Below are 17989 nucleotides of genomic sequence, written 5' to 3'. Positions count from 1 at the left end.
GCGGCGATGTTCCCTGTAACAACGACGCAGGCCGGGATCTGCCAGGCCATGCCGGACACGTGCAAGACCCCTGCGCCGCCCGGTCCGCCGGTGCCGCTGCCGTACCCGAACGTGGCGATGTGCAACCAGGCGCTCCCGAGCACCTGCGCCCTGAAGGTGCTGGTGGAGGGCAAGCCGGTGCTCACGAAGCAGAGCGAGATCCCGATGTCGACCGGCGACGAGGCGGGAGCTGCCGGCGGCGTCGTGAGCGGCAAGATCAAAGGCGAGGCGATGTTCCGCAGCTTCTCGGCGAAGGTGAAGGCCGAGGGCAATCCGGTCGTGTTCCACGCGTGCGCGGTGGCGCAGAACGGCAAGAGCCCGAACATGCCCATGGGCGTGCAGGTCGCGCCGTCGCAGGCGAAGGTGATGGTGAGCGGCTGAAGGGCCGCGCGGCTGGCGGAGAGGGTCCACGTGGCGGCGCGTCGTTACCGCGTGGTTCACCGCAGCCGGTACGAGCTCGGGGCCGACGGCGCTGTCGCGTGCCGGCTGGAGGCGCACCTCACCCCGCGCGCGCTGCCGCATCAAGCGGTCGAGTTCCACCAGCTCGTGGTGCGGCCGCCGCCGCGCTCGAGGCGGGTCGAGGAGGACGCCTTCGGCAATCGCCGCGCGCGGATAGATATCTGCGGGAGCTTCGGCGCGATCGACGTCACGGCCCTCAGCGTGGTGCGCCTCTGCGAGGAGGCCGCGGGCGGCGCCGACGATCTCGGGGACGACTGGCGGGCCGTGGCGGCGCGCACGGCGGCCGCCGCGGCGGAGGACCCGGCGCTTCGCGCGCTCGTGGAGGGCACGGCGCGGGCGCCGCGGAGCGGCGCGATGGCGGACTACGCGCGGGGGAGCTTCCGGGAAGGCCTCCCGCTCGGCGGAGCGCTGGAGGGGCTGGTCGACCAGATCCGACGGGATTTCACCTTCACCCCGGGCGTCACCACCGCGGACACCGGCATCGCCGTCTTCTGCGAGCTCCGGCGCGGCGTCTGCCAGGACTTCGCGCACCTCGCCGTGGCGTGCTTGCGATCGATGGGCCTCGCGGCGCGTTATGCGAGCGGCTACGTGACCGGCTCCGCCTCGGCGCCGGCGCGCGCCTCGCACGCGTGGGCGTCGGTGTGGTTGCCGTCGGGCGGCTGGCACGACCTCGATCCGACGCTCGGGCGCCTGGGCGCGCCAGGGCACATCGTGCTGGGCTACGGACGCGACTACGATGACGTCGCGCCGCTCAGGGGCACCGCCGAGGGCGCGCGCGGCGTCCGGCTGCGGACGGAGATCGTGGTGGCGCCGCAGGGAAACGAATGACGTCGCGCCGTTTGCACGAGCCGCTCGCGCGTCCCCCATCTCCGCGCCGAAGTGGACTGACGCCTCCGGGACGCCCCTCCCGCTCGTCAGCCGCGCCGGCTCCGCGACGACGGATGTTCTGGAGCTCCTCAAAGCGTCGACGCATTGAAATCGCTCCCGGAGCGACGCCGCTCGCTCCTGGGCCGTACGGGGGCACACCCATGTCGTTCAAGCGCATGGAGCCCTGTCTGATGTTCGGCGGAACCGCCGAGAAGGCCATCACGCTCTACAAGAGCGCTCGGGGCGAAGTGTGAGGGCGTGATGCGCTTCGGCGATGTGTCGGGCGACAACCCATCTCCCGAGAGCAAGGACCGGATCCTCCACGCCACGCTGCACATCGGTCCTGGCGTCATCATCGTCATCGACACGATGCCCGGCACGCCGGCCGCGAAGGGGAGCGACACCGAGGTCTGCTTGCACCTCGGCGATATCGCGGAGAGGACGAAGGTGTTCGACGCGCTCGCCGTGGGCGGCGACGTCACTAGGCCCCCGCTGGAGACGTTCTGGGGACTTCCGCACGCGCGCCCCGCACCGTGTGTCCCCACGCGCACGCCGCCGCTCGCATCCTGGCACGGCGCCCGCATACCGACCGCCAGCAAGGACGTGGCGGGGGGACCACGCGGAGGAGACCTATGAGCCAGAGAGCATCCGATCAAGCCATCCAGGTAAAGCCGCTCGCAGGGCACATCGGCGCCGAGATCCACGGCGCCGACATCTCGAAGCCGCTGCCCGACGACTCCGTGGCGGCCATCCGCGCGGCGCTGCTGAAGTGGAAGGTCGTCTTCTTCCGGAACCAGCCGCTCGGGCACGCCGAGCAGATCGCCTTCGCGGCGCGCTTCGGCGAGGTGACCTATGCCCATCCGCACGAGGACGAGCCGTTCGACGAGCACCCGGAGATCCTCGCCATCGACAGCCGCCGCTACGATCGCCGGTACGGCAGGCGCTTCAGCTACGAGAACCGCTGGCATACCGACGTCACCGCGGCCGTGAACCCGCCGGCGGCGTCGATCCTGCGGGCGCACATCCTGCCGCCGTACGGCGGCGACACGACCTGGACGAACCTCGTGGCAGCCTACGAGGGGCTGTCCGCGCCGCTGCGCGCGCTCGTCGACGGCCTGCGCGCGGAGCACCGCTTCGGGCTGCGGTTCGCGCCGCAGGACCAGGACAGCCCGTACCTGCGCAAGGTGCGCGAGAACCCGCTGATCTCGATCCACCCCGTGGTGCGCGTCCACCCCGAGACCGGCGAGCGGGCGCTGTTCGTCAGCCCTGGATTCACCAGCCACATCGTCGGGCTGTCGCCGCGCGAGAGCAGCGCGATCCTCGATCTGCTCTTCGAGCAGATCAGCCGCCCGACCTACACGGTGCGGTTCCGGTGGGAGCCCGGCAGCATTGCATTCTGGGACAACCGAGCCACGGCGCACCTGGGGCCGCAGGACCTCGGGCACCTCGACGTCGAGCGCGTCCTCTACCGGGTGACGCTGACCGGAGATATCCCGGTGGGGGTCGACGGGGTCCGCTCCGAGATCGTGGCCGGGGAGCCATTCGGCAAGCGGCCCCCGAGCAAGCTGAAGCCCGCCCGCAAGGACAAGGCGGCCGAGGCGGAGGTGCAGGCATGAGCGCCGCGAGCACAGGCGTCGAGAGGACGTCGTTCGAGGGGCCCCACGGGCCGGTGGAGGCGGTGCAGGTCCGCCCGGCGTCGGGCGGGCGCTCGCCGGCGCCGGCGGTGCTGATCCTCCACGAGGGGCTGGGGCTCACGGTCCATACGATCGAGCTGGCGAGGCGCTTCGCGCAGGAAGGGTACATCGCGTTTGCGCCGAACCTGTATTCGCACGACACGACGCACCGGACCTTCACCGAGGCGGAGGTGGCCCGGGGGGTGAGCCTGCTGCGCGCCGCCGACCGCGACGAGGTGGTCGCGCGGTTGCCGGCGGACGAACAGGAGCGGCTGAAGAAGGTGTTCGCCTGGTTCGGTAGCCGCGACACGTCGACCTACCTGTCCGACGCGAGGGCGGCGGCGGCGCACCTCGTCGGCCGGTCGGACGTGCGGTCGGGGGGCGTCGCCGCCGTCGGGTTCTCGCTGGGCGGCGGGCTCGTGGGGCAGCTCGCGGTCGCAGGCGTGGAGCTCGCGGCGGGCGCTGTGTTCTATGGGCAGGCGCCGGCCCTGGAGCAGGTGAGGAACGTGCGATTTCCGCTGCAGGTGCATTATGCGGAGGACGATCCGGCGATCACCCCGAGGGCGCCAGCGGTGGGGGAGGCGTTCAGGGCTGCGGGGCGAGAGCTGATCTCGTTCGTGTACCCTGGGACGCGCCACGGGTTCTTCAACGAGACGCGGCCGGCGTACCACGCCGACGCGGCGCAGCTCTCGTGGCGGCGCACGCGGGAATTCTTCGCCGAGCGCACCGGCAACGTCGCGCAGTGGCGGCCGCAGGCAGTCGCCGGCGAGGGTGTGCGCGCGGCGGGGTAGCTGCGGCTCCACCGCCGGCACCTCAACCTGGGTCGGCTCCTCAACCTGGGTCGGCACCTCAACCTGGGTCGGCTCCTCAACCCGGGTCGGCTCCTCAACCTGGGTCGGCTCCCCAACCCGGGTCGGGTCGGTCGCGCCCATGGCACGGAGGCTGCTGGGCGCCCGCCATGACCGCCTCCACGCCCATCGCCGAGAGCAACGCTCCGAAGCCCATCCACACCGACGACGCCGGACTCATCGCAGGCGCGATCACCCTTCCCGCGCCCGCGGGTGACCTCCCCGGCTACCGCGCCCACCCCGCCTCCGGTGGCCCCTTTCCTCTGGTGCTGGTGATCCAGGAAATCTTCGGCGTCCACGAGCACATCCGCGACGTGGTCCGCCGCCTCGCACACCGCGGCTACTACGCCCTCGCCCCGGATCTGTTCGTTCGGCAAGGCGATCCGAGCCACCTCCACACCGTCGATGAGTTCCGCGCTCTGGCGGGCCGCGTACCCGACCGGCAGGTCCTCTCCGACCTCGACGCCAGCGTGGCCTTCGCCCAAGCCTCCGGAAAGGCCGACGTCCGCAAGGTGGCCGCGGTCGGCTTCTGCTGGGGCGGGCGCATCACGTGGCTGTACGCCGCGCACAACCCGGCGCTCAAGGCGGCAGTGGCCTGGTACGGACGCCTGACCGGCGATCGGACCGAGGCCCAGCCCAGGCACCCCATCGACGTGGCGGGCGCGCTGCAGGTGCCCGTGCTGGGCCTCTACGCCGGACAGGACCAGGGCATCCCCCTCCCGACGGTCACCGCGCTGCAGGAGGCGCTCCGTGCCGCCTCCGAGGCCGGCAGCGCGCCCGGCGCCGCGCACTCCGAGATCCAGGTCTACCCGGACGTCCCGCACGCCTTCTACGCCGACTACCGGCCGAGCTACCGGCCGGAAGCCGCCGCCGACGCCTGGCAGCGCCAGCTCGACTGGCTGGCCCGACACGGCGTCGCCTGACAGCGACCAGCCGCGACAGCGCCCTGGCGGCCCCTGCTGCCCCGGCAACAAGCTGCGCCTCCACTGCTACTCCCCACGCACCTCCCGCCCGCGCCACCGCGCCCCGCCGATCGGATACCCTGACGCCGTGCGCGCCAGGATCCGAGGCACCGAGCTCTACTTCGACATCGAGGGCATGGGCCTCGTCCCCGACGGCCCGCGGATGCGCGAGAAGCCGGTGATGTTCGTCGTACACGGCGGACCTGGCGCAGATCACGCCTCGCACAAGGGCGGGATGACGCCGCTCGCCGATCAGGCGCAGCTCGTCTACTTCGATCATCGCGGACAGGGCCGCTCCGCGCGCGGGCCGAAGGAGACGTATACCCTCGAGAACAACGTCGAGGACATGGAGGCGCTCCGCCTGCACCTCGGCCTCGATCGTATCGTCGTGATGGGCACCTCCTATGGCGGCATGGTGGCCATGGCCTATGCGCTCGAATACCAGCGCAACATCTCTCATCTCATCCTGGTGGCCACGGCAGCCAGCCATCGCCTCATCGACCGGGCCAAGCGGATCGTCGCGGAGCGCGGCACCGAGCAGCAGAGAGCGGCGTGCGAACGCCTCTGGGCCGGCGAGATCGAGGGCGACGCGCAGTTCGCCGAGCTCCTCCAGATCCTGGGGCCGCTCTACTCGACCACCTTCGATCCGCAGAAGGCGAACGAGGCCGGCGCGCGCACCATCTACAGCGTCGACGCGTGGAACGTCGGCCTGGAGAGGTTCATGCGGAGATTCGATTTCACGCCGCGCCTCCCCGAGATCGCCGTGCCCACGCTCGTCATCGCCGGCCGACACGACTGGATCTGCCCACCCGATCTCTCGGAGGAGATCGCGCGGCTCATCCCGGGCGCGGATCTACGTATCTTCGAGCGCAGCAGCCACTGGGTGCGCGCTGACGAGCCGCGGGCGCTGCTCGACGCCGTCGCCGGCTTCCTGGCCGAGAGGCGGTAGCGCGCAGAGCGCACCGCCGAGCGTCGCGCCCTCTACTGGATCCCGGCCTTCTTCATCGCCGCGGGCATCCGCTGGACGATGACCGTCCCGACCTTCTTCCCCACCTCGCCGCTGATCTCCGGGAGGAGCTTCGCGGCCTTCTTTCCGACCGGCGTGCCGTAGAACTTGATGAGCTCCTTCAGCTCATCGGCGGTGAACTTCCCCGCGTAGATATCGACGTTCCACTGGACGAGCTCGTCGTACGGCAGCACCTCGGCGACCACCGCCTTCAGCTTGCTGGCCTCCTTGGTCGAGACCTTCGCGCCCGCTTGCTGCATCGAGGCACTCATGTTGGTCATCAGCTGATCGAGGAGCGCGTTGTAGACGTCCTTCGGCATGACGAGGTGCGTGAGCTCCAGGGCGAGCTTCTTCTCCGCCTCTCCCGCGTAGGCGCTGCCGAGCGACACGAACGAGAGCAAGGTCACGACGGCGAGCGAGACGATCCATGAACGAAGCGCGTGCTTTCTCATCGGCCCTTTGTATCACGACCGCGCCGCGATCCGAGCCGCGCAGGCTGGCCCGCCGCATTCTCTCCCATGAGCCGCCGCGACACCCGAGGAGCCGCCACGCAGGAGCAGATCGGGTGCTCGGTCACACGACCGTCACCTCGTCCCCCACGCGCAATGTGCCGGATTTCGTCTCCTGGATGTAGTTCTGTCCGAAGTTCACCTCGCCGGGCCTCTGCGCATCGCGCCGGTAGCTGGCCAGCGTGCGGAGCGGCTCCGGGCCGCGCTCTGCGGTGCGCTGGTCGGTCGTGGTGACGACGCAGCGGCCGCACGGGCCGCCGGCGCGGAGCACGAGGTCTCCGATGCGGACGCGGCTCCACAGGTCCTCGTCGAAGGCAGCGCAGCCGCTCACGACGAGGTTGGGCCGGAAGCGATCCATCGGCAACGGCGCGGCGCCCCGGCCCTCGAGGTGAGCGTTCAGATCGGCGAGGGAGGCCTCGGAGATCACGAGCAGCGGGAACTCGTCGGCGAACGACACGACGTCTTCCGTGCCTGCCACCGAGGCCTTGAGGACGGGCCGCCGGAACGCCTCGCCGATGCGGACGAGCCGCGCCGGGTGATCCAGGACGCCGCTGAGCCACGCGGCGGCTTCGTCACCGCAATCCTCGGCCAGGAGGCCGCTGCTGCTCCAGACCTCGACCGTGAGCAGGCGCGCGCCCTCGGCCCTGCGCGGCACCGAGATCGGCGGCCGGCCGGCGAAGCCGAGCGTGAGCGCGCTCTCGGAGAGCTGCGTCTCGATGAGCGCCATGCGCGGCAGCGGGCGCTGCGTGAGGGGCTTTCCCTCGGGGTCGACGATCATGAACCGCCGATCGCCGGCGAGGCCGAGCGCGTCGACGGCGGACGCGTCGAGCGTGAGGCCCCGGCAGCCTTTGACGGGATAGATGTGGATCGCGGAGAGTCGCATTCCGTAGCTTATAACACCCCTCGGGCGCTCGGCGCCTGGAGAAGCACGGAGCGCGCGTCGCGAACGCCCGCGCCGCCCCTCATGCCACGTCGCCTCCCTCCGCCGGTATCCCGAGCACCTGCCGCAGGTCCATCCCCACGACGACGTCGGCGTTCTGCCGCACCCAGCCGACGAGCGCGGGGCGCAGGGCGCGCGCGATCTCTTCCTTGACGAGCCCTTCCACGACGCTCGGCCCGAGGCGCTGCGGGTCGAGCGCGACGCCGCCGCCCGCGACCAGGGCGCTGAACAGGCGCACGAGCGACTCGGCGCCCGCGGCCTGGCGCGCCGCGCCGAGCGGCTCGACCCGCTCGACGGCGATCTCTCCGCCGCGCTTCACGATGAAGCGACGGACATCGGCCTGGTCGACTCCCCCCTTCTGGAGCACCGCCGACGAACAGTCGACCTCGATGCGCTGCACGCGCGGCGCCGTCTCGATCTCCTGCCGGGTGCCCTCGATATCGACGCTGGCCGCGACGGTCGCGCCGGTCGGAATGCGGAACCCGTCCGAGCCCACCCCGCCAGCGAGCTCCTGGCGCAGCGTCAGCCGCGCGGACAGGCGGGCGCCCCGCACGGCCGTACTGCTGCCGGCCTCGAGGTTCGAGAGCGCCTGACGCACCGTCACGACGAGATCGGGATCGCTCGTGGGGTCGTACGGGGGCATGGCCATGGGCGTCGACGTGACGAGTCCGCGCATGAAGGCGCGCGCCTCGTCCTCCGCCGATCCCTTTCCGACCCGGACGAGCCCTCCCGTGTAAAAGACGTTGGGCGTCATCGCGCCTGAACGGAAGTCGTACTCGATCTGCTGGAGCCCCATGTCACCGAGCGGCGGCGGCAGGTCGATGACGAGGTACGGCTCGAAGGTGATCCGCAGGAGCGCCGGCGCGAGCGTCAGGCGGAGCGCCGTCGCGCTCGACGTGGCGAGCGCGGCCACGCCGGTGCGCTTCAGGACGGTGCGCGCGGGAAGCTCGAACGAGATCGAGACCGACTCGAGATCGATCCACGGCGGCAGGAAGCACCAGGCCATTCGAGGAGGGTACACCCACCTGGCCGCCGGAAGCGCGGCCTATTGACCCGCCGCGCGGGGCGCGCCCATCATGCCCCGCATGAAACCAGAGGAATTCCTCGACGAGCTCGACCGCAAGGTCGGTGAGCGCCTCGCCCACATCGGCGCCGTGGCCCGCGCGGCGGAGCCGGCGAGCGGCGTCGGCATCCCGGCGCTGCTCGCGACCGCGCTCAAGAAGGAGCTCGAGGCGACCGAGGAGGCTGCGCTCTGGCTCACCACCGAGACCGACGTGGAGGTGAAGCTCGCCCTCGCCCGCCAGTGCGGCGACGAGGCGAGGCATTACCGGCTCATCGCCGAGCGCCTCCGCGCGCTCGGCGTCGACCCCGCGGCGATCCCGGCGAAGTTCGGGCCTCCCACGCCGATGTTCGGGTACTTGAAGGGGCTCGGCTCCACGGTCGAGCGCGTCGCAGCGGGCCAGTTCACACGCGAGGCGCTCGCGAAGGTGCACAACCAGGCGTTCATCGACTACTGCGAGTCGCAAGGCGACGCCGAGACAGCGCGCCTCTACCGCGACGTCATCCAGCCGGACGAGGGCCATCACCACGAGATGGGCCGGCGGCTCCTCGCGCGCCTCGCGGTCACCGAGGAGTCCCAGGCGCTCGCGCGCGCCGCCGCGATGCGCACGCTCGAGATCGCCGAGGAGCTCCAGGAGATCGCGCGCCTGAAGATGGGTATCTGCCGCGCGCCTGGGTGCTAAGCTCTACTGCGGCAAGTCGGCCGGGGAAGCGAACCGCCAAGCCGCCAAGGGCGCCAAGAGAACCGGGGAATAGGGGGATGCCCGGACGGCCCCCTTCCCCCTCTCCCCTTGGCGTCTTTGGCGGCTTGGCGGTTTTTCTGCCGAGCCGGGGCAACTTCCCGCAGTAGAGCCACGTTGTGTCGCCGCGTTGCGCGGAGGGAGCGACCAGGGCGGGACCAGCGGTTCGGGCGGGGCGTTCGCGCATGTCTCGCGGCGTCCCGGCTGTTCGCGAGGCGCGCTCGAGGGCACGGCGGTCTCGGCGTCGGTCGCTGTTCCGAGGCCCATTTACGGGATGGCCCGACATGCGAAAGCCATCGAATCCATGCACCCTCCAGATACCGAAGTTGCCGCCTTGTCGCGAGGCTCCCTCGCGGCGAGGGGCGGCCGGTTGGATCAAGGGGGGTTCTCATGATCAAGTTTCCGGGGGACAGATCGTTCCGGGAGGTGGCCCGGTTCACCCAGGATTGTAGCTCGATCTGCACGCACGCGGCTCAGTATTGCCTCGAGATGGGAGGCTCTCACGTGAGCGCCACGCACATGCGGATGCTCCAGGACTGCGCCGATATCTGCGAGGCGACCTCGAAGCTCCTCCTGCGCAGCTCGCCCCAGATCCCCCAGATGATGAGCGTGTGCGCCAGCCTCTGCGAGCAGTGCGCGGCGAGCTGCGATAAGCTCACTGGGGATATGCAGATGAAGACGTGCGCTGACGAGTGCCGCCGCTGCGCTGCCGCCTGCAGGCAGATTTGACAGCGGCGGAGGCATCGCCGTCCTCCAGACCGCGAACCGATCAGCGGAGTAGCTCTCCTCGCCTCTTGCGGATCGCCGCCATCCTCTGCGCCAGAGCCCTTGTGCGCGCGGGGCCCGCCGGCGCCCCCGTCGCGTGTAGTCCGGCAGCGGAGCGACGCCGACGGCGGCGGCGTTCAGGCTCCCCATGGTACCCTCGCGCGCATGCGTTATCGAAGGACCATGGGAGCCGCCGGGTTCGCTCTCCTGTGCGCCGGGTGTGGCGAGGAGGCGCCCGAGGCCGCGGTGCGCGCGGTGCGCGACCTGGGCGCGCTGGAGTTTGCCCCGGCGATCCGAGGGCGGGACGGCGGCTACAGCGCGCGGTGGGGCGACCGATCGGTGTGGGTGTTCGGCGACACGACCTTGGAGATGCCGGGGGAAGACGGGGCGCTCTGGAGGTCGAGCACCTTCTGCGCGACCGACGATCTGGATGCGTCGGATGGGCTCTCGTCGCTCACCGAGCCGCTCGACGCGGACGGCGCGCCGCGGGAGTTCCTGCCGTTCACCGAGGAGGAGCTCGCGTTCAACCTCGAGCACTCCGACCCTCGTTCGGAGGAGACGTGCGAGGAGGACTGCGGAGCGCGCTATGCGCTGTGGCCGGGCCCCATCGTCGTCGACGAGGCGACCGGCCGTGCGCTCGTCTTCTACAGCAAGGTGACGGGGCGACTCGGGGCCGGGGCGTTCGAAGTCGACATGCTGGGTTCGTCCATCGCTGTCTGGGAGAGCCTCGACGCGCCCCCCGCACGCCCGGAGGTGCGCCCGGGCGCTGCGGATCCGACGCTCCTCTTCGGCGCGGATGAGCCCTTGCTCACGTCGGCGGCGCTCGTCCGCGAGGGGATGCTCTACGCCTATGCCTGCGCGTGCTCGGGTCTCACGTGCCCGTGCATCGTCGCGCGCGCCCCGCTCGCGGAGGCAACGGAGCGCGACGCGTGGCGGTTCTTCTCGGACGAGCGCTGGGTGAAGGGCCATGGTGAGGCGGAGCCGGTCATGGCGGGGGCACCGATGATGTCGGTGCATTGGAATGAGCATGTCGGCAGGTACATCGCGCTGTACAGCGAGCCGGTATCGTCGGAGATCTCGATCCGGACGGCTCCGGCGCCGGAGGGGCCCTGGTCGGACAGCGCGGTGGTTCTCACCGCCGAGGTCCCGCCTACGCCGGATGCGTGGCCCTATGCCGCCCTCGTGCACGCGGAGCTCGCGCGGGAAGGAGAGCGGGTGGAGTACATGACGTACTTCCGGGAGACGGGGTTCCTGGAGGGGGAGATCCGGCTCGTCGAGCTGGAGCTCGAGTAGAGGCGACCCGACCCACGTTGAGGCGACCCGACCCACGTTGAGGCGACCCGACCCACGTTGAGTCGGGTGCCGGGCGCCCCTCCCAACCTGGGCGCGGTCGCGGCCGAGGCCCTTTTTTCTGCGACCATCCATCAGGTACCCTCCGCCCGTGGCAACGTCCGACAGGAGCCGCGCCGAGTACCAGCGGCGGGTCAACCGCGTGATCGACTACATCCAGGCCCACCGCGCGGAGGACCTCTCCCTCGACACGCTGGCGGCCGTGGCGGCGTTCTCGCCGTTTCACTTCCACCGCGTGTTCAAGTCCATGACGGGCGAGAACCTTCGCGAGTTCATCCAGCGGACGCGCCTCGAGACCGCTGCGAGCCACCTCGTGCAGCGGCCGCGCGCCGACATCCTCGAGATCGCCCTCGAGAACGGCTTCGGCTCGGCGAGCGCCTTCGCGCGCGCCTTCAAGGAGCGCTTCGGCATGAGCGCGTCCGCCTGGCGCAACGGCGGCGCCACGGACGCGCGCAAGGCGGGGCAAGCGGATCGCAAGCCGGGTGAAGTCGAGCGCAATCCGTGCAAAGCAGCGGTCTGCGCGCCCTACCAAGATGCCTCCTCGTCGGGCGCGGACGCCCGCCAAGACGAGGAGGAGATCATGAACGTGACCGTGAAGACCCTGCCGAGCTACCACGTGGCCTATGTCCGATGCGTCGGCCCCTACGGCCCGGGAGGGAGCGTCGACGAGGCCTGGCAGCGGCTCGTGCGCTGGGCCAGCGCCCGCGATCTGTGGACCCCGGACCGCATCTGCCTCAACATCGCGCACGACAACCCCAAGGTCACCGAGCCTGCCAAGTGCCGCCTCGACGCCGCCATCGTGATCCCGCAGGACTTCAAGGCGGACGGCGACGTCAACGTGACCGACGTCGCCGGCGGCAAGTACGCCGCGGGCGCGTTCCTCGGCGAGGCGCACACGATCGGCGCCGCCTGGGACCAGCTCTTCGGCAGGTGGCTCCCTGAGAGCGGCTATCAGCCCGATCACCGGCCCTGCTTCGAGCTCTACCAGGGCGAGTTCCACGATCCCAAGACCAACAGCTTCCGCTGCGAGCTCTGCCTGCCGGTGCGCCCGCTCTAGCTCCGCCCCCCAGGGAGCCCGGTCATCCCGCCCGGGCTCCTGCACCGCCTCGCCGCGACGCTGGCGGGCGGCCGGGCCCCTGTCGCCTCGCGCCTCGCGCCGCCCTTCCAGGCCCGCCGTTGCCCCCGCAAACCATCGATATTACACGACTTTCCCGGGAGAACGGCGCCGCTCGTGTTTGACAGCCGGGGATCCTTGCACTAGGAGCCGACATGGCATTCATCTACGATGAGCCGAGCAGGACGTTTGGCGAGTACCTGCTCGTCCCGAATCTGACGACGAAGGACTGCGTCCCGGCGAACGTCGATCTCACGGCCCCTGTCGTCCGGTTCAAGGCCGATCCGGGCGCGACGCCGCCAGATCCGAGGCTCGCGCCGCTCACGATGAGCGTGCCGGTCACCAGCGCGATGATGCAGTCGGTCTCGGGCGCCGACCTCGCGATCGCGCTCGCGCGCTGCGGCGGCCTGTCGTTCGTGTACGGCTCGCAGGGCATCGAGGAGGAAGCCGCCATGGTGCGGCGCGTGAAGAACTACAAGGCAGGGTTCGTCGTGAGCGACTCGAACCTGCGCCCCGACGCGACGCTCGGCGACGTCCTCGAGCTCACCGATCGCACGGGCCACTCCACGATTGCGATCACCGAGGACGGCACGCCCACGGGCAGGTTCGTCGGCATCATCACGAGCCGCGATTACCGGCTCGGCAAGACGCCGCTCAGCACGCCGGTGCGCGAGATCATGACGCCGTTCAAGTCGATCCACTGCGGCAAGGTCGGCCTCGATCTGCAGGAGGCGAACGAGCTCATCTGGCGTCACAAGCTCAACACCCTGCCCGTCATCGACGAGCGACAGCACCTCCAGTACCTGGTGTTTCGCAAGGACTACGAGTCGCACCAGGCGCACCCGCTCGAGAACGTGGATCACGAGAAGCGCCTGATCGTCGGCGCCGGCATCAACTCGCGCGACTACAGAGATCGCGTGCCGGCGCTGGTGGAGGCGGGCGCCGACGTGCTCTGTATCGACTCGTCGGACGGCTACTCCGAGTGGCAGGGCGACACCATCGCCTTCGTGAAGTCGCTCGGCAAGCCGGCCTATGTCGGCGCCGGCAACGTCGTCGATCGCGAGGGCTTCCTCTACCTGGTCGAGGCGGGCGCCGACTTCGTCAAGGTCGGCATCGGCGGCGGATCCATCTGTATCACGCGCGAGCAGAAGGGGATCGGCCGCGGCCAGGCGTCGGCCGTGATCGAGGTGGCCAAGGCGCGCGACGAGTACTTCCAGCGGACCGGAGTCTACGTGCCGATCTGCTCCGACGGCGGCATCAGCCAGGACTACCACATCACGATCGCCCTCGCGATGGGCGCCGACTTCGTCATGATGGGCCGCTACTTCGCGCGCTTCGACGAGTCGCCCGGGCGCAAGGTCCGCGTGAACAACCAGTTCATGAAGGAGTACTGGGGTGAAGGGAGCAACCGCGCGCGCAACTGGCAGCGCTACGACCACGGCGATACCAGCAAGAAGAAGGATCAGCTGGAGTTCGAGGAGGGCGTCGACAGCTACGTGCCGTACGCCGGCAAGCTGAAGGACAACCTCGACGTCACCCTGGCCAAGGTGCGCTCGACGATGTGCAACTGCGGCGCCACCTCGCTGCGCGACCTGTACATGCGCGCCCGCCTGACCGTCGCGTCCGCGGTGAGCATCCACGAGGGCGGCGTCCACGACGTGATGCTGAAGGACACGCGCGGCAACACGCGCGAGCCCTGAGCCACGCAGGCCGGCCGCGCCGGCCGCGCCGACCACCCCTGTTGCGCCCCGGGGCGCACGCTCTTGTCGACGGGGCGAGTCATCGTGTCGCACCCCGTCCACCTGACGGGCGGCGGCGCGCCTCGCGCGGCGTCAGCCGCCGAGGAGCGCGCGCGTCCGCTGCTCCGCGCGGCGCCCCTCGGCGGCGAGCCGCTCGACGAAGCGCTCGATGATCGGATTGCGCCGGAAATTCTCGCGCGTCATCAGCTCGACGGGCAGCGGGTCGACCTCCGCGACCTCGACGTCGAGCCGCGAGCGCGCGACCTCGGTCAGCGCGAGCGCCGGCGCGAGGCCGATGCCGAGCCCGCCGGAGACGTACGAGACGAGGAGCGACACGCTCGACACGTCGATCGTCGAGATGGGCCGGATCCGCTCGCGATCCAGGTACGCGTCGAGCATCCGCCGCCCCACGCTGCCGGGCGCCAGCCGGAGCAGCGGCTCGTGCCGGAGCCGCTCGCGCAGCGCCGGCGCCGAGCCCTTGAGCCGCGGCCCTACCCAGAGGAACGGCTGCACGAACAGCGGCTGCTTCACGAGGTCGCCGCCCGCCGAGGACGCCGACGCGAGGCCCAGATCCACCTCGCCGCGCTCTACCCCCCGCGCGGCGTCGACCGAGTTCGCCGTCGTGATCGCGAACCGCACCGGCGCGCGCTTCTCGAGCATCTGGCGGATCACCGGCACGAGCAGCCCCTTGCCGAGGTAGTCGCTCGCCGCCACGCGCAGGGTCGTCGACGGCTCCCCCGCCAGCTCCGAGAGCAGCTCGAACACCCCCTCCGCCTGGTCGAACAGCCGCGTGATCGCGCCGAGCGCCGCCTCGCCGGCCGGGCTCAGCCGCACGCCGCGCCCGTCGCGCTCGAACAGCGCCACCCCGAAGCGCTCCTCCACCCGCCGCACCTGCTGGCTGATCGCCGACGGCGTCTTGTGCAGCCGCCGCGCCGCCTCGGCGACCGAGCCCGACCGGGCCACCATGAGCACATCCTCGAGCGCGGGGAGCAGCGACGCGTCCATGTAGTTTTACTTAACCGATCGTGAAAAAAGTTTCATTCGACTTAATCCTCTCGCGCCCGCATAGTCATGCCGCCCGCCCGACGTTGGACCGCCAGACCGGCGGCGCGCCGGACGCCTCCAACGAGGCTGCCGGCGCGCCGTGGCTGCGGCGCTCGGGCTGGTCCGCTTCGCTTCGCACGCCGTCCCCCTTCACCCCCCTTCACCCGATTCCAGCGCACCGCGAGAGGCCATCATGGGTAAGAGTCTCTATGACAAGGTTTGGGACCTCCACAAAGTCCGCACGTTGCCGAGCGGCGAGGATCAGCTCTTCATCGGCCTTCACCTGATCCACGAGGTGACGAGCCCCCAGGCGTTCGGGATGCTCCGCGATCTCGGCCTGCGGGTGAGCATGCCCGAGCGGACGTTCGCGACCCTCGATCACATCGTCCCGACCGACAACCGCAAGCGGCCGTTCAAGGACACGCTGGCCGAGGGGATGGTCGACGCGCTCAAGAAGGCGTGCACCGAGCAGGGCGTCACGTTCTTCGATCTCGAGTCGGGGCGGCAGGGCATCGTGCACATCATCGGCCCCGAGCTCGGCCTCACGCAGCCGGGCATGACGATCGCGTGCGGCGACTCGCACACGTCGACGCACGGCGCGTTCGGCGCGATCGCGTTCGGGATCGGGACGACGCAGGTGCGCGACGTGCTCGCCACGCAGACGCTGAGCCTCCAGCGGCTCAAGGTCCGGCGGATCCAGGTGGAGGGCAAGCTCGGGCCGGGCGTCTACGCGAAGGACATCATCCTCGAGATCATCCGCCGGCTCGGGGTGTCCGGCGGCACGGGCTACGCGTACGAGTACGGCGGGTCGACCATCGAGGGGTTCTCGATGGAGGAGCGGATGACCCTGTGCAACATGTCGATCGAGGGCGGCGCCCGGGTCGGCTATGTGAACCCTGACCAGGCGACGTTCGAGTACATCAAGGGGCGTCCGTACGCGCCGAAGGGCGAGGCGTGGGACAAGGCGCTCGAGTACTGGCGCTCGATCGCCTCCGACGAGGACGCGCGTTACGACGACGTCGTCCGGATCGACGCGAGCGAGATCGCGCCGACGGTCACCTGGGGCATCACGCCGGGGCAGGCGATCTCGGTGAAGGAGAGGGTCCCGGCGGCCGAGGACGTGGCGAACGAGTCCGAGCGGGCGCTGATCCGCGAGGCGCTCGAGTACATGCGGCTCGAGGGCGGCAAGCCGATCGAGGGGACGAAGATCAACGTGGCGTTCATCGGCAGCTGCACGAACGGCCGCATCTCCGATTTCCGGGAGGTGGCGCGGCGCATCCAGGGGCACAAGGTCGCGCCGCACGTGCGCGCGCTGGCCGTCCCGGGGTCGATGGAGGTGGCGCGCGCGGCCGAGGCCGAGGGGCTGGACCGGGTCTTCCGCGAGGCGGGCTTCGAGTGGCGCGAGCCGGGCTGCTCGATGTGCCTGGCGATGAACCCCGACAAGCTCATCGGGGATGAGCTGTGCGCGTCCTCGTCCAACCGCAACTTCAAGGGCAGGCAGGGGAGCCCCACCGGGCGCACCGTGCTCATGAGCCCGGTGATGGTCGCGGCTGCCGCCGTCCGCGGCGAGATCGCCGACGCTCGTGACGTGTTCGGAATCTGACGACGCTCGCACCCGAGGGAGATCCCAATGGCACTCGATTTGATTCAATCCGTCACCGGTCGCGCCGTTCACGTTCCGGGGGACGACATCGACACGGACCGCATCATCCCGGCGCGCTTCCTGAAGTGCGTCACCTTCGACGGCATCGGCGAGCACCTCTTCCGGGACGTGCGCTTCGACGAGCGGGGCGAGAAGCGGGAGCACCCGCTGAACGACCCGCGCTTCGCGGGCGCGACGGTGCTGATCGCCGACCGCAACTTCGGCTGCGGGTCGTCGCGCGAGCACGCGCCGCAGTCGATCGCGAAGGCGGGTTTCAAGGCCGTCATCGCCGAGAGCTTCGCCGAGATCTTCTTCGGCAACTCGACGACGCTCGGCATCCCCTGCGTCTCGGTGAGCCGGGAGGACCGCGCCGCGCTCGTGGCGCGCGTGAACGCCGACCCGAAGACGCCCGTCACGGTCGACCTGCAGGGGCAGGTCATCCGGGCCGGGAGCGATCTCACGGTGCCCTTCACCATCAAGCCGGGCGCGCGCGAGTCGCTGATCCGGGGCACGTGGGATCCGATCGCCCAGCTGCTCGAGGGGGCCTCGGAGGTCCAGCAGGTGGCGGCGCGGCTGCCCTACGTGCGGCCCGCCTCCGCGCAGTAGCTCCGCGCTCGAGCGGGGCGCTGCCCCAACCTGGGGCGCGCGAGCAAGCACCTCAACCTCAAGCACCTCCTCAACCTGGGTCGGATCGACCGCCTCCCCGAACCTGAACCTCAACCTGGGTCGGGCTTTCCAGGGTCGGGTCATCCAAACCTCAACCTGGGTCGGGTCAGGGGGTCGGGTCACCACCCGGCCGAACCTCCGGCCGAACCTCAACCTGGGTCGGGGCATCCAGGTCCTCCAGGGTCGGGGCATCCAAACCTCAACCTGGGTCGGGTCAGGGGGTCGGGTCACCACCCGGCCGAACCTCAACCTGGGTCGGGGCATCCAGGTCCTCCAGGGTCGGGTCATCCAAACCTCAACCTGGGTCGGGTTACCACCGGGTTACCACCCGGCCGAACCTCAACCTGGGTCGGGGCATCCCAGGTCACTCAAGAGGAAAATTCCGCCATCACTCCATCCGCTTGCCTGCCGGCACCCCCTGCGGCGCCGGTTGGCTCAACGTGACACGTAGCCAGCGCTCCCCGTCACACTGTGGCCCTGTCGCGCCGTGCGGTTGCGCGCAGCGGACGCCGCGCGACCGCGAAAAGCCGGCCGGTACACGTCGCTCCGGGGCCGGAAACCCGACCG

General features: G+C 70.5%; 18 protein-coding genes. 14 read left to right on the top strand and 4 right to left on the bottom strand.

What is annotated here, in order from left to right:
* Positions 1-6 precede the first annotated feature (6 nt).
* From POL72_RS20490 to POL72_RS20460, 7 genes are all read left to right on the top strand, one after another.
* On the top strand, positions 7-420 hold the full coding sequence (locus POL72_RS20490; RefSeq protein ID WP_272097160.1) for a DUF4150 domain-containing protein: 414 nt from the start codon (positions 7-9) through the stop codon (positions 418-420).
* Between the two features lie 30 nt (positions 421-450).
* A complete protein-coding gene (locus POL72_RS20485) occupies positions 451-1326 on the top strand; it encodes a transglutaminase family protein (RefSeq protein WP_272097159.1) in 876 nt (291 codons plus the stop codon).
* A 300-nt stretch (positions 1327-1626) separates the two neighbouring features.
* The gene (locus POL72_RS20480; RefSeq protein ID WP_272097158.1) at positions 1627-2001 is read left to right on the top strand and encodes a VOC family protein; all 375 of its coding nucleotides are present in this window, start codon (positions 1627-1629) and stop codon (positions 1999-2001) included.
* Positions 1998-2981, top strand: a complete 984-nt coding sequence (locus tag POL72_RS20475) for a TauD/TfdA dioxygenase family protein (protein ID WP_272097157.1) — start codon at positions 1998-2000, stop codon at positions 2979-2981. Before POL72_RS20480 ends, POL72_RS20475 begins: the two co-directional genes overlap by 4 nt.
* Positions 2978-3829 (top strand): dienelactone hydrolase family protein, encoded by an 852-nt coding sequence (locus tag POL72_RS20470; protein ID WP_272097156.1) that lies wholly within the window; start codon positions 2978-2980, stop codon positions 3827-3829. Before POL72_RS20475 ends, POL72_RS20470 begins: the two co-directional genes overlap by 4 nt.
* Positions 3830-3996: 167 nt before the next feature.
* Complete coding sequence (locus POL72_RS20465; RefSeq protein ID WP_272097155.1) at positions 3997-4809, top strand: dienelactone hydrolase family protein; 813 nt, start codon at positions 3997-3999, stop codon at positions 4807-4809.
* A gap of 127 nt (positions 4810-4936) precedes the next feature.
* Positions 4937-5797, top strand: coding sequence for an alpha/beta fold hydrolase (locus POL72_RS20460; protein ID WP_272097154.1), 861 nt, complete (start codon positions 4937-4939; stop codon positions 5795-5797).
* Positions 5798-5829: 32 nt separating this feature from the next.
* Here the strand turns inward: POL72_RS20460 and POL72_RS20455 are convergent, their stop codons facing one another.
* The 3 genes from POL72_RS20455 to POL72_RS20445 all read right to left on the bottom strand — a co-directional run bounded on the left by POL72_RS20455 (position 5830) and on the right by POL72_RS20445 (position 8309).
* On the bottom strand, positions 5830-6306 hold the full coding sequence (locus POL72_RS20455; protein WP_272097153.1) for a DUF2059 domain-containing protein: 477 nt from the start codon (positions 6304-6306) through the stop codon (positions 5830-5832).
* A gap of 121 nt (positions 6307-6427) precedes the next feature.
* On the bottom strand, positions 6428-7246 hold the full coding sequence (locus POL72_RS20450; RefSeq protein ID WP_272097152.1) for an MOSC domain-containing protein: 819 nt from the start codon (positions 7244-7246) through the stop codon (positions 6428-6430).
* A gap of 79 nt (positions 7247-7325) precedes the next feature.
* Positions 7326-8309 carry a hypothetical protein gene (locus tag POL72_RS20445; RefSeq protein WP_272097151.1) on the bottom strand — a complete coding sequence of 328 codons (984 nt, stop codon included), beginning with the start codon at positions 8307-8309 and terminating at the stop codon, positions 7326-7328.
* Between the two features lie 79 nt (positions 8310-8388).
* Between POL72_RS20445 and POL72_RS20440 the strand changes: the two genes are divergently transcribed.
* The 5 genes from POL72_RS20440 (at position 8389) to POL72_RS20420 (ending at position 14031) form a co-directional block, all read left to right on the top strand.
* Complete coding sequence (locus tag POL72_RS20440; protein ID WP_272097150.1) at positions 8389-9045, top strand: ferritin-like domain-containing protein; 657 nt, start codon at positions 8389-8391, stop codon at positions 9043-9045.
* A 447-nt stretch (positions 9046-9492) separates the two neighbouring features.
* A complete protein-coding gene (locus POL72_RS20435; RefSeq protein WP_272097149.1) occupies positions 9493-9831 on the top strand; it encodes a four-helix bundle copper-binding protein in 339 nt (112 codons plus the stop codon).
* A 219-nt stretch (positions 9832-10050) separates the two neighbouring features.
* Positions 10051-11160 carry a DUF5005 domain-containing protein gene (locus tag POL72_RS20430; protein ID WP_272097148.1) on the top strand — a complete coding sequence of 370 codons (1110 nt, stop codon included), beginning with the start codon at positions 10051-10053 and terminating at the stop codon, positions 11158-11160.
* A gap of 148 nt (positions 11161-11308) precedes the next feature.
* Positions 11309-12274, top strand: coding sequence for an AraC family transcriptional regulator (locus POL72_RS20425; RefSeq protein WP_272097147.1), 966 nt, complete (start codon positions 11309-11311; stop codon positions 12272-12274).
* Positions 12275-12486: 212 nt separating this feature from the next.
* The gene (locus POL72_RS20420) at positions 12487-14031 is read left to right on the top strand and encodes an IMP dehydrogenase (protein ID WP_272097146.1); all 1545 of its coding nucleotides are present in this window, start codon (positions 12487-12489) and stop codon (positions 14029-14031) included.
* 132 nt (positions 14032-14163) lie between these two features.
* On the opposite strand, the gene POL72_RS20415 is transcribed toward POL72_RS20420, so the two are convergent.
* Positions 14164-15075: a LysR family transcriptional regulator gene (locus POL72_RS20415; protein WP_272097145.1), complete on the bottom strand. Its 912-nt coding sequence runs from the start codon at positions 15073-15075 to the stop codon at positions 14164-14166.
* Between the two features lie 232 nt (positions 15076-15307).
* On the opposite strand from POL72_RS20415, the gene leuC reads away from it, so the two are divergent.
* A complete protein-coding gene (gene leuC, locus POL72_RS20410) occupies positions 15308-16717 on the top strand; it encodes a 3-isopropylmalate dehydratase large subunit (protein ID WP_272097144.1) in 1410 nt (469 codons plus the stop codon).
* A gap of 27 nt (positions 16718-16744) precedes the next feature.
* Complete coding sequence (leuD, locus tag POL72_RS20405) at positions 16745-17362, top strand: 3-isopropylmalate dehydratase small subunit (RefSeq protein WP_272097143.1); 618 nt, start codon at positions 16745-16747, stop codon at positions 17360-17362.
* The last annotated feature ends 627 nt before the right edge of the window (positions 17363-17989 follow it).

It is taken from the genome of Sorangium aterium (genome assembly GCF_028368935.1).
GTDB classification, from domain to species: domain Bacteria; phylum Myxococcota_A; class Polyangia; order Polyangiales; family Polyangiaceae; genus Sorangium; species Sorangium atrum.
This window is presented reverse-complemented; position numbering and strand designations above follow the sequence as displayed.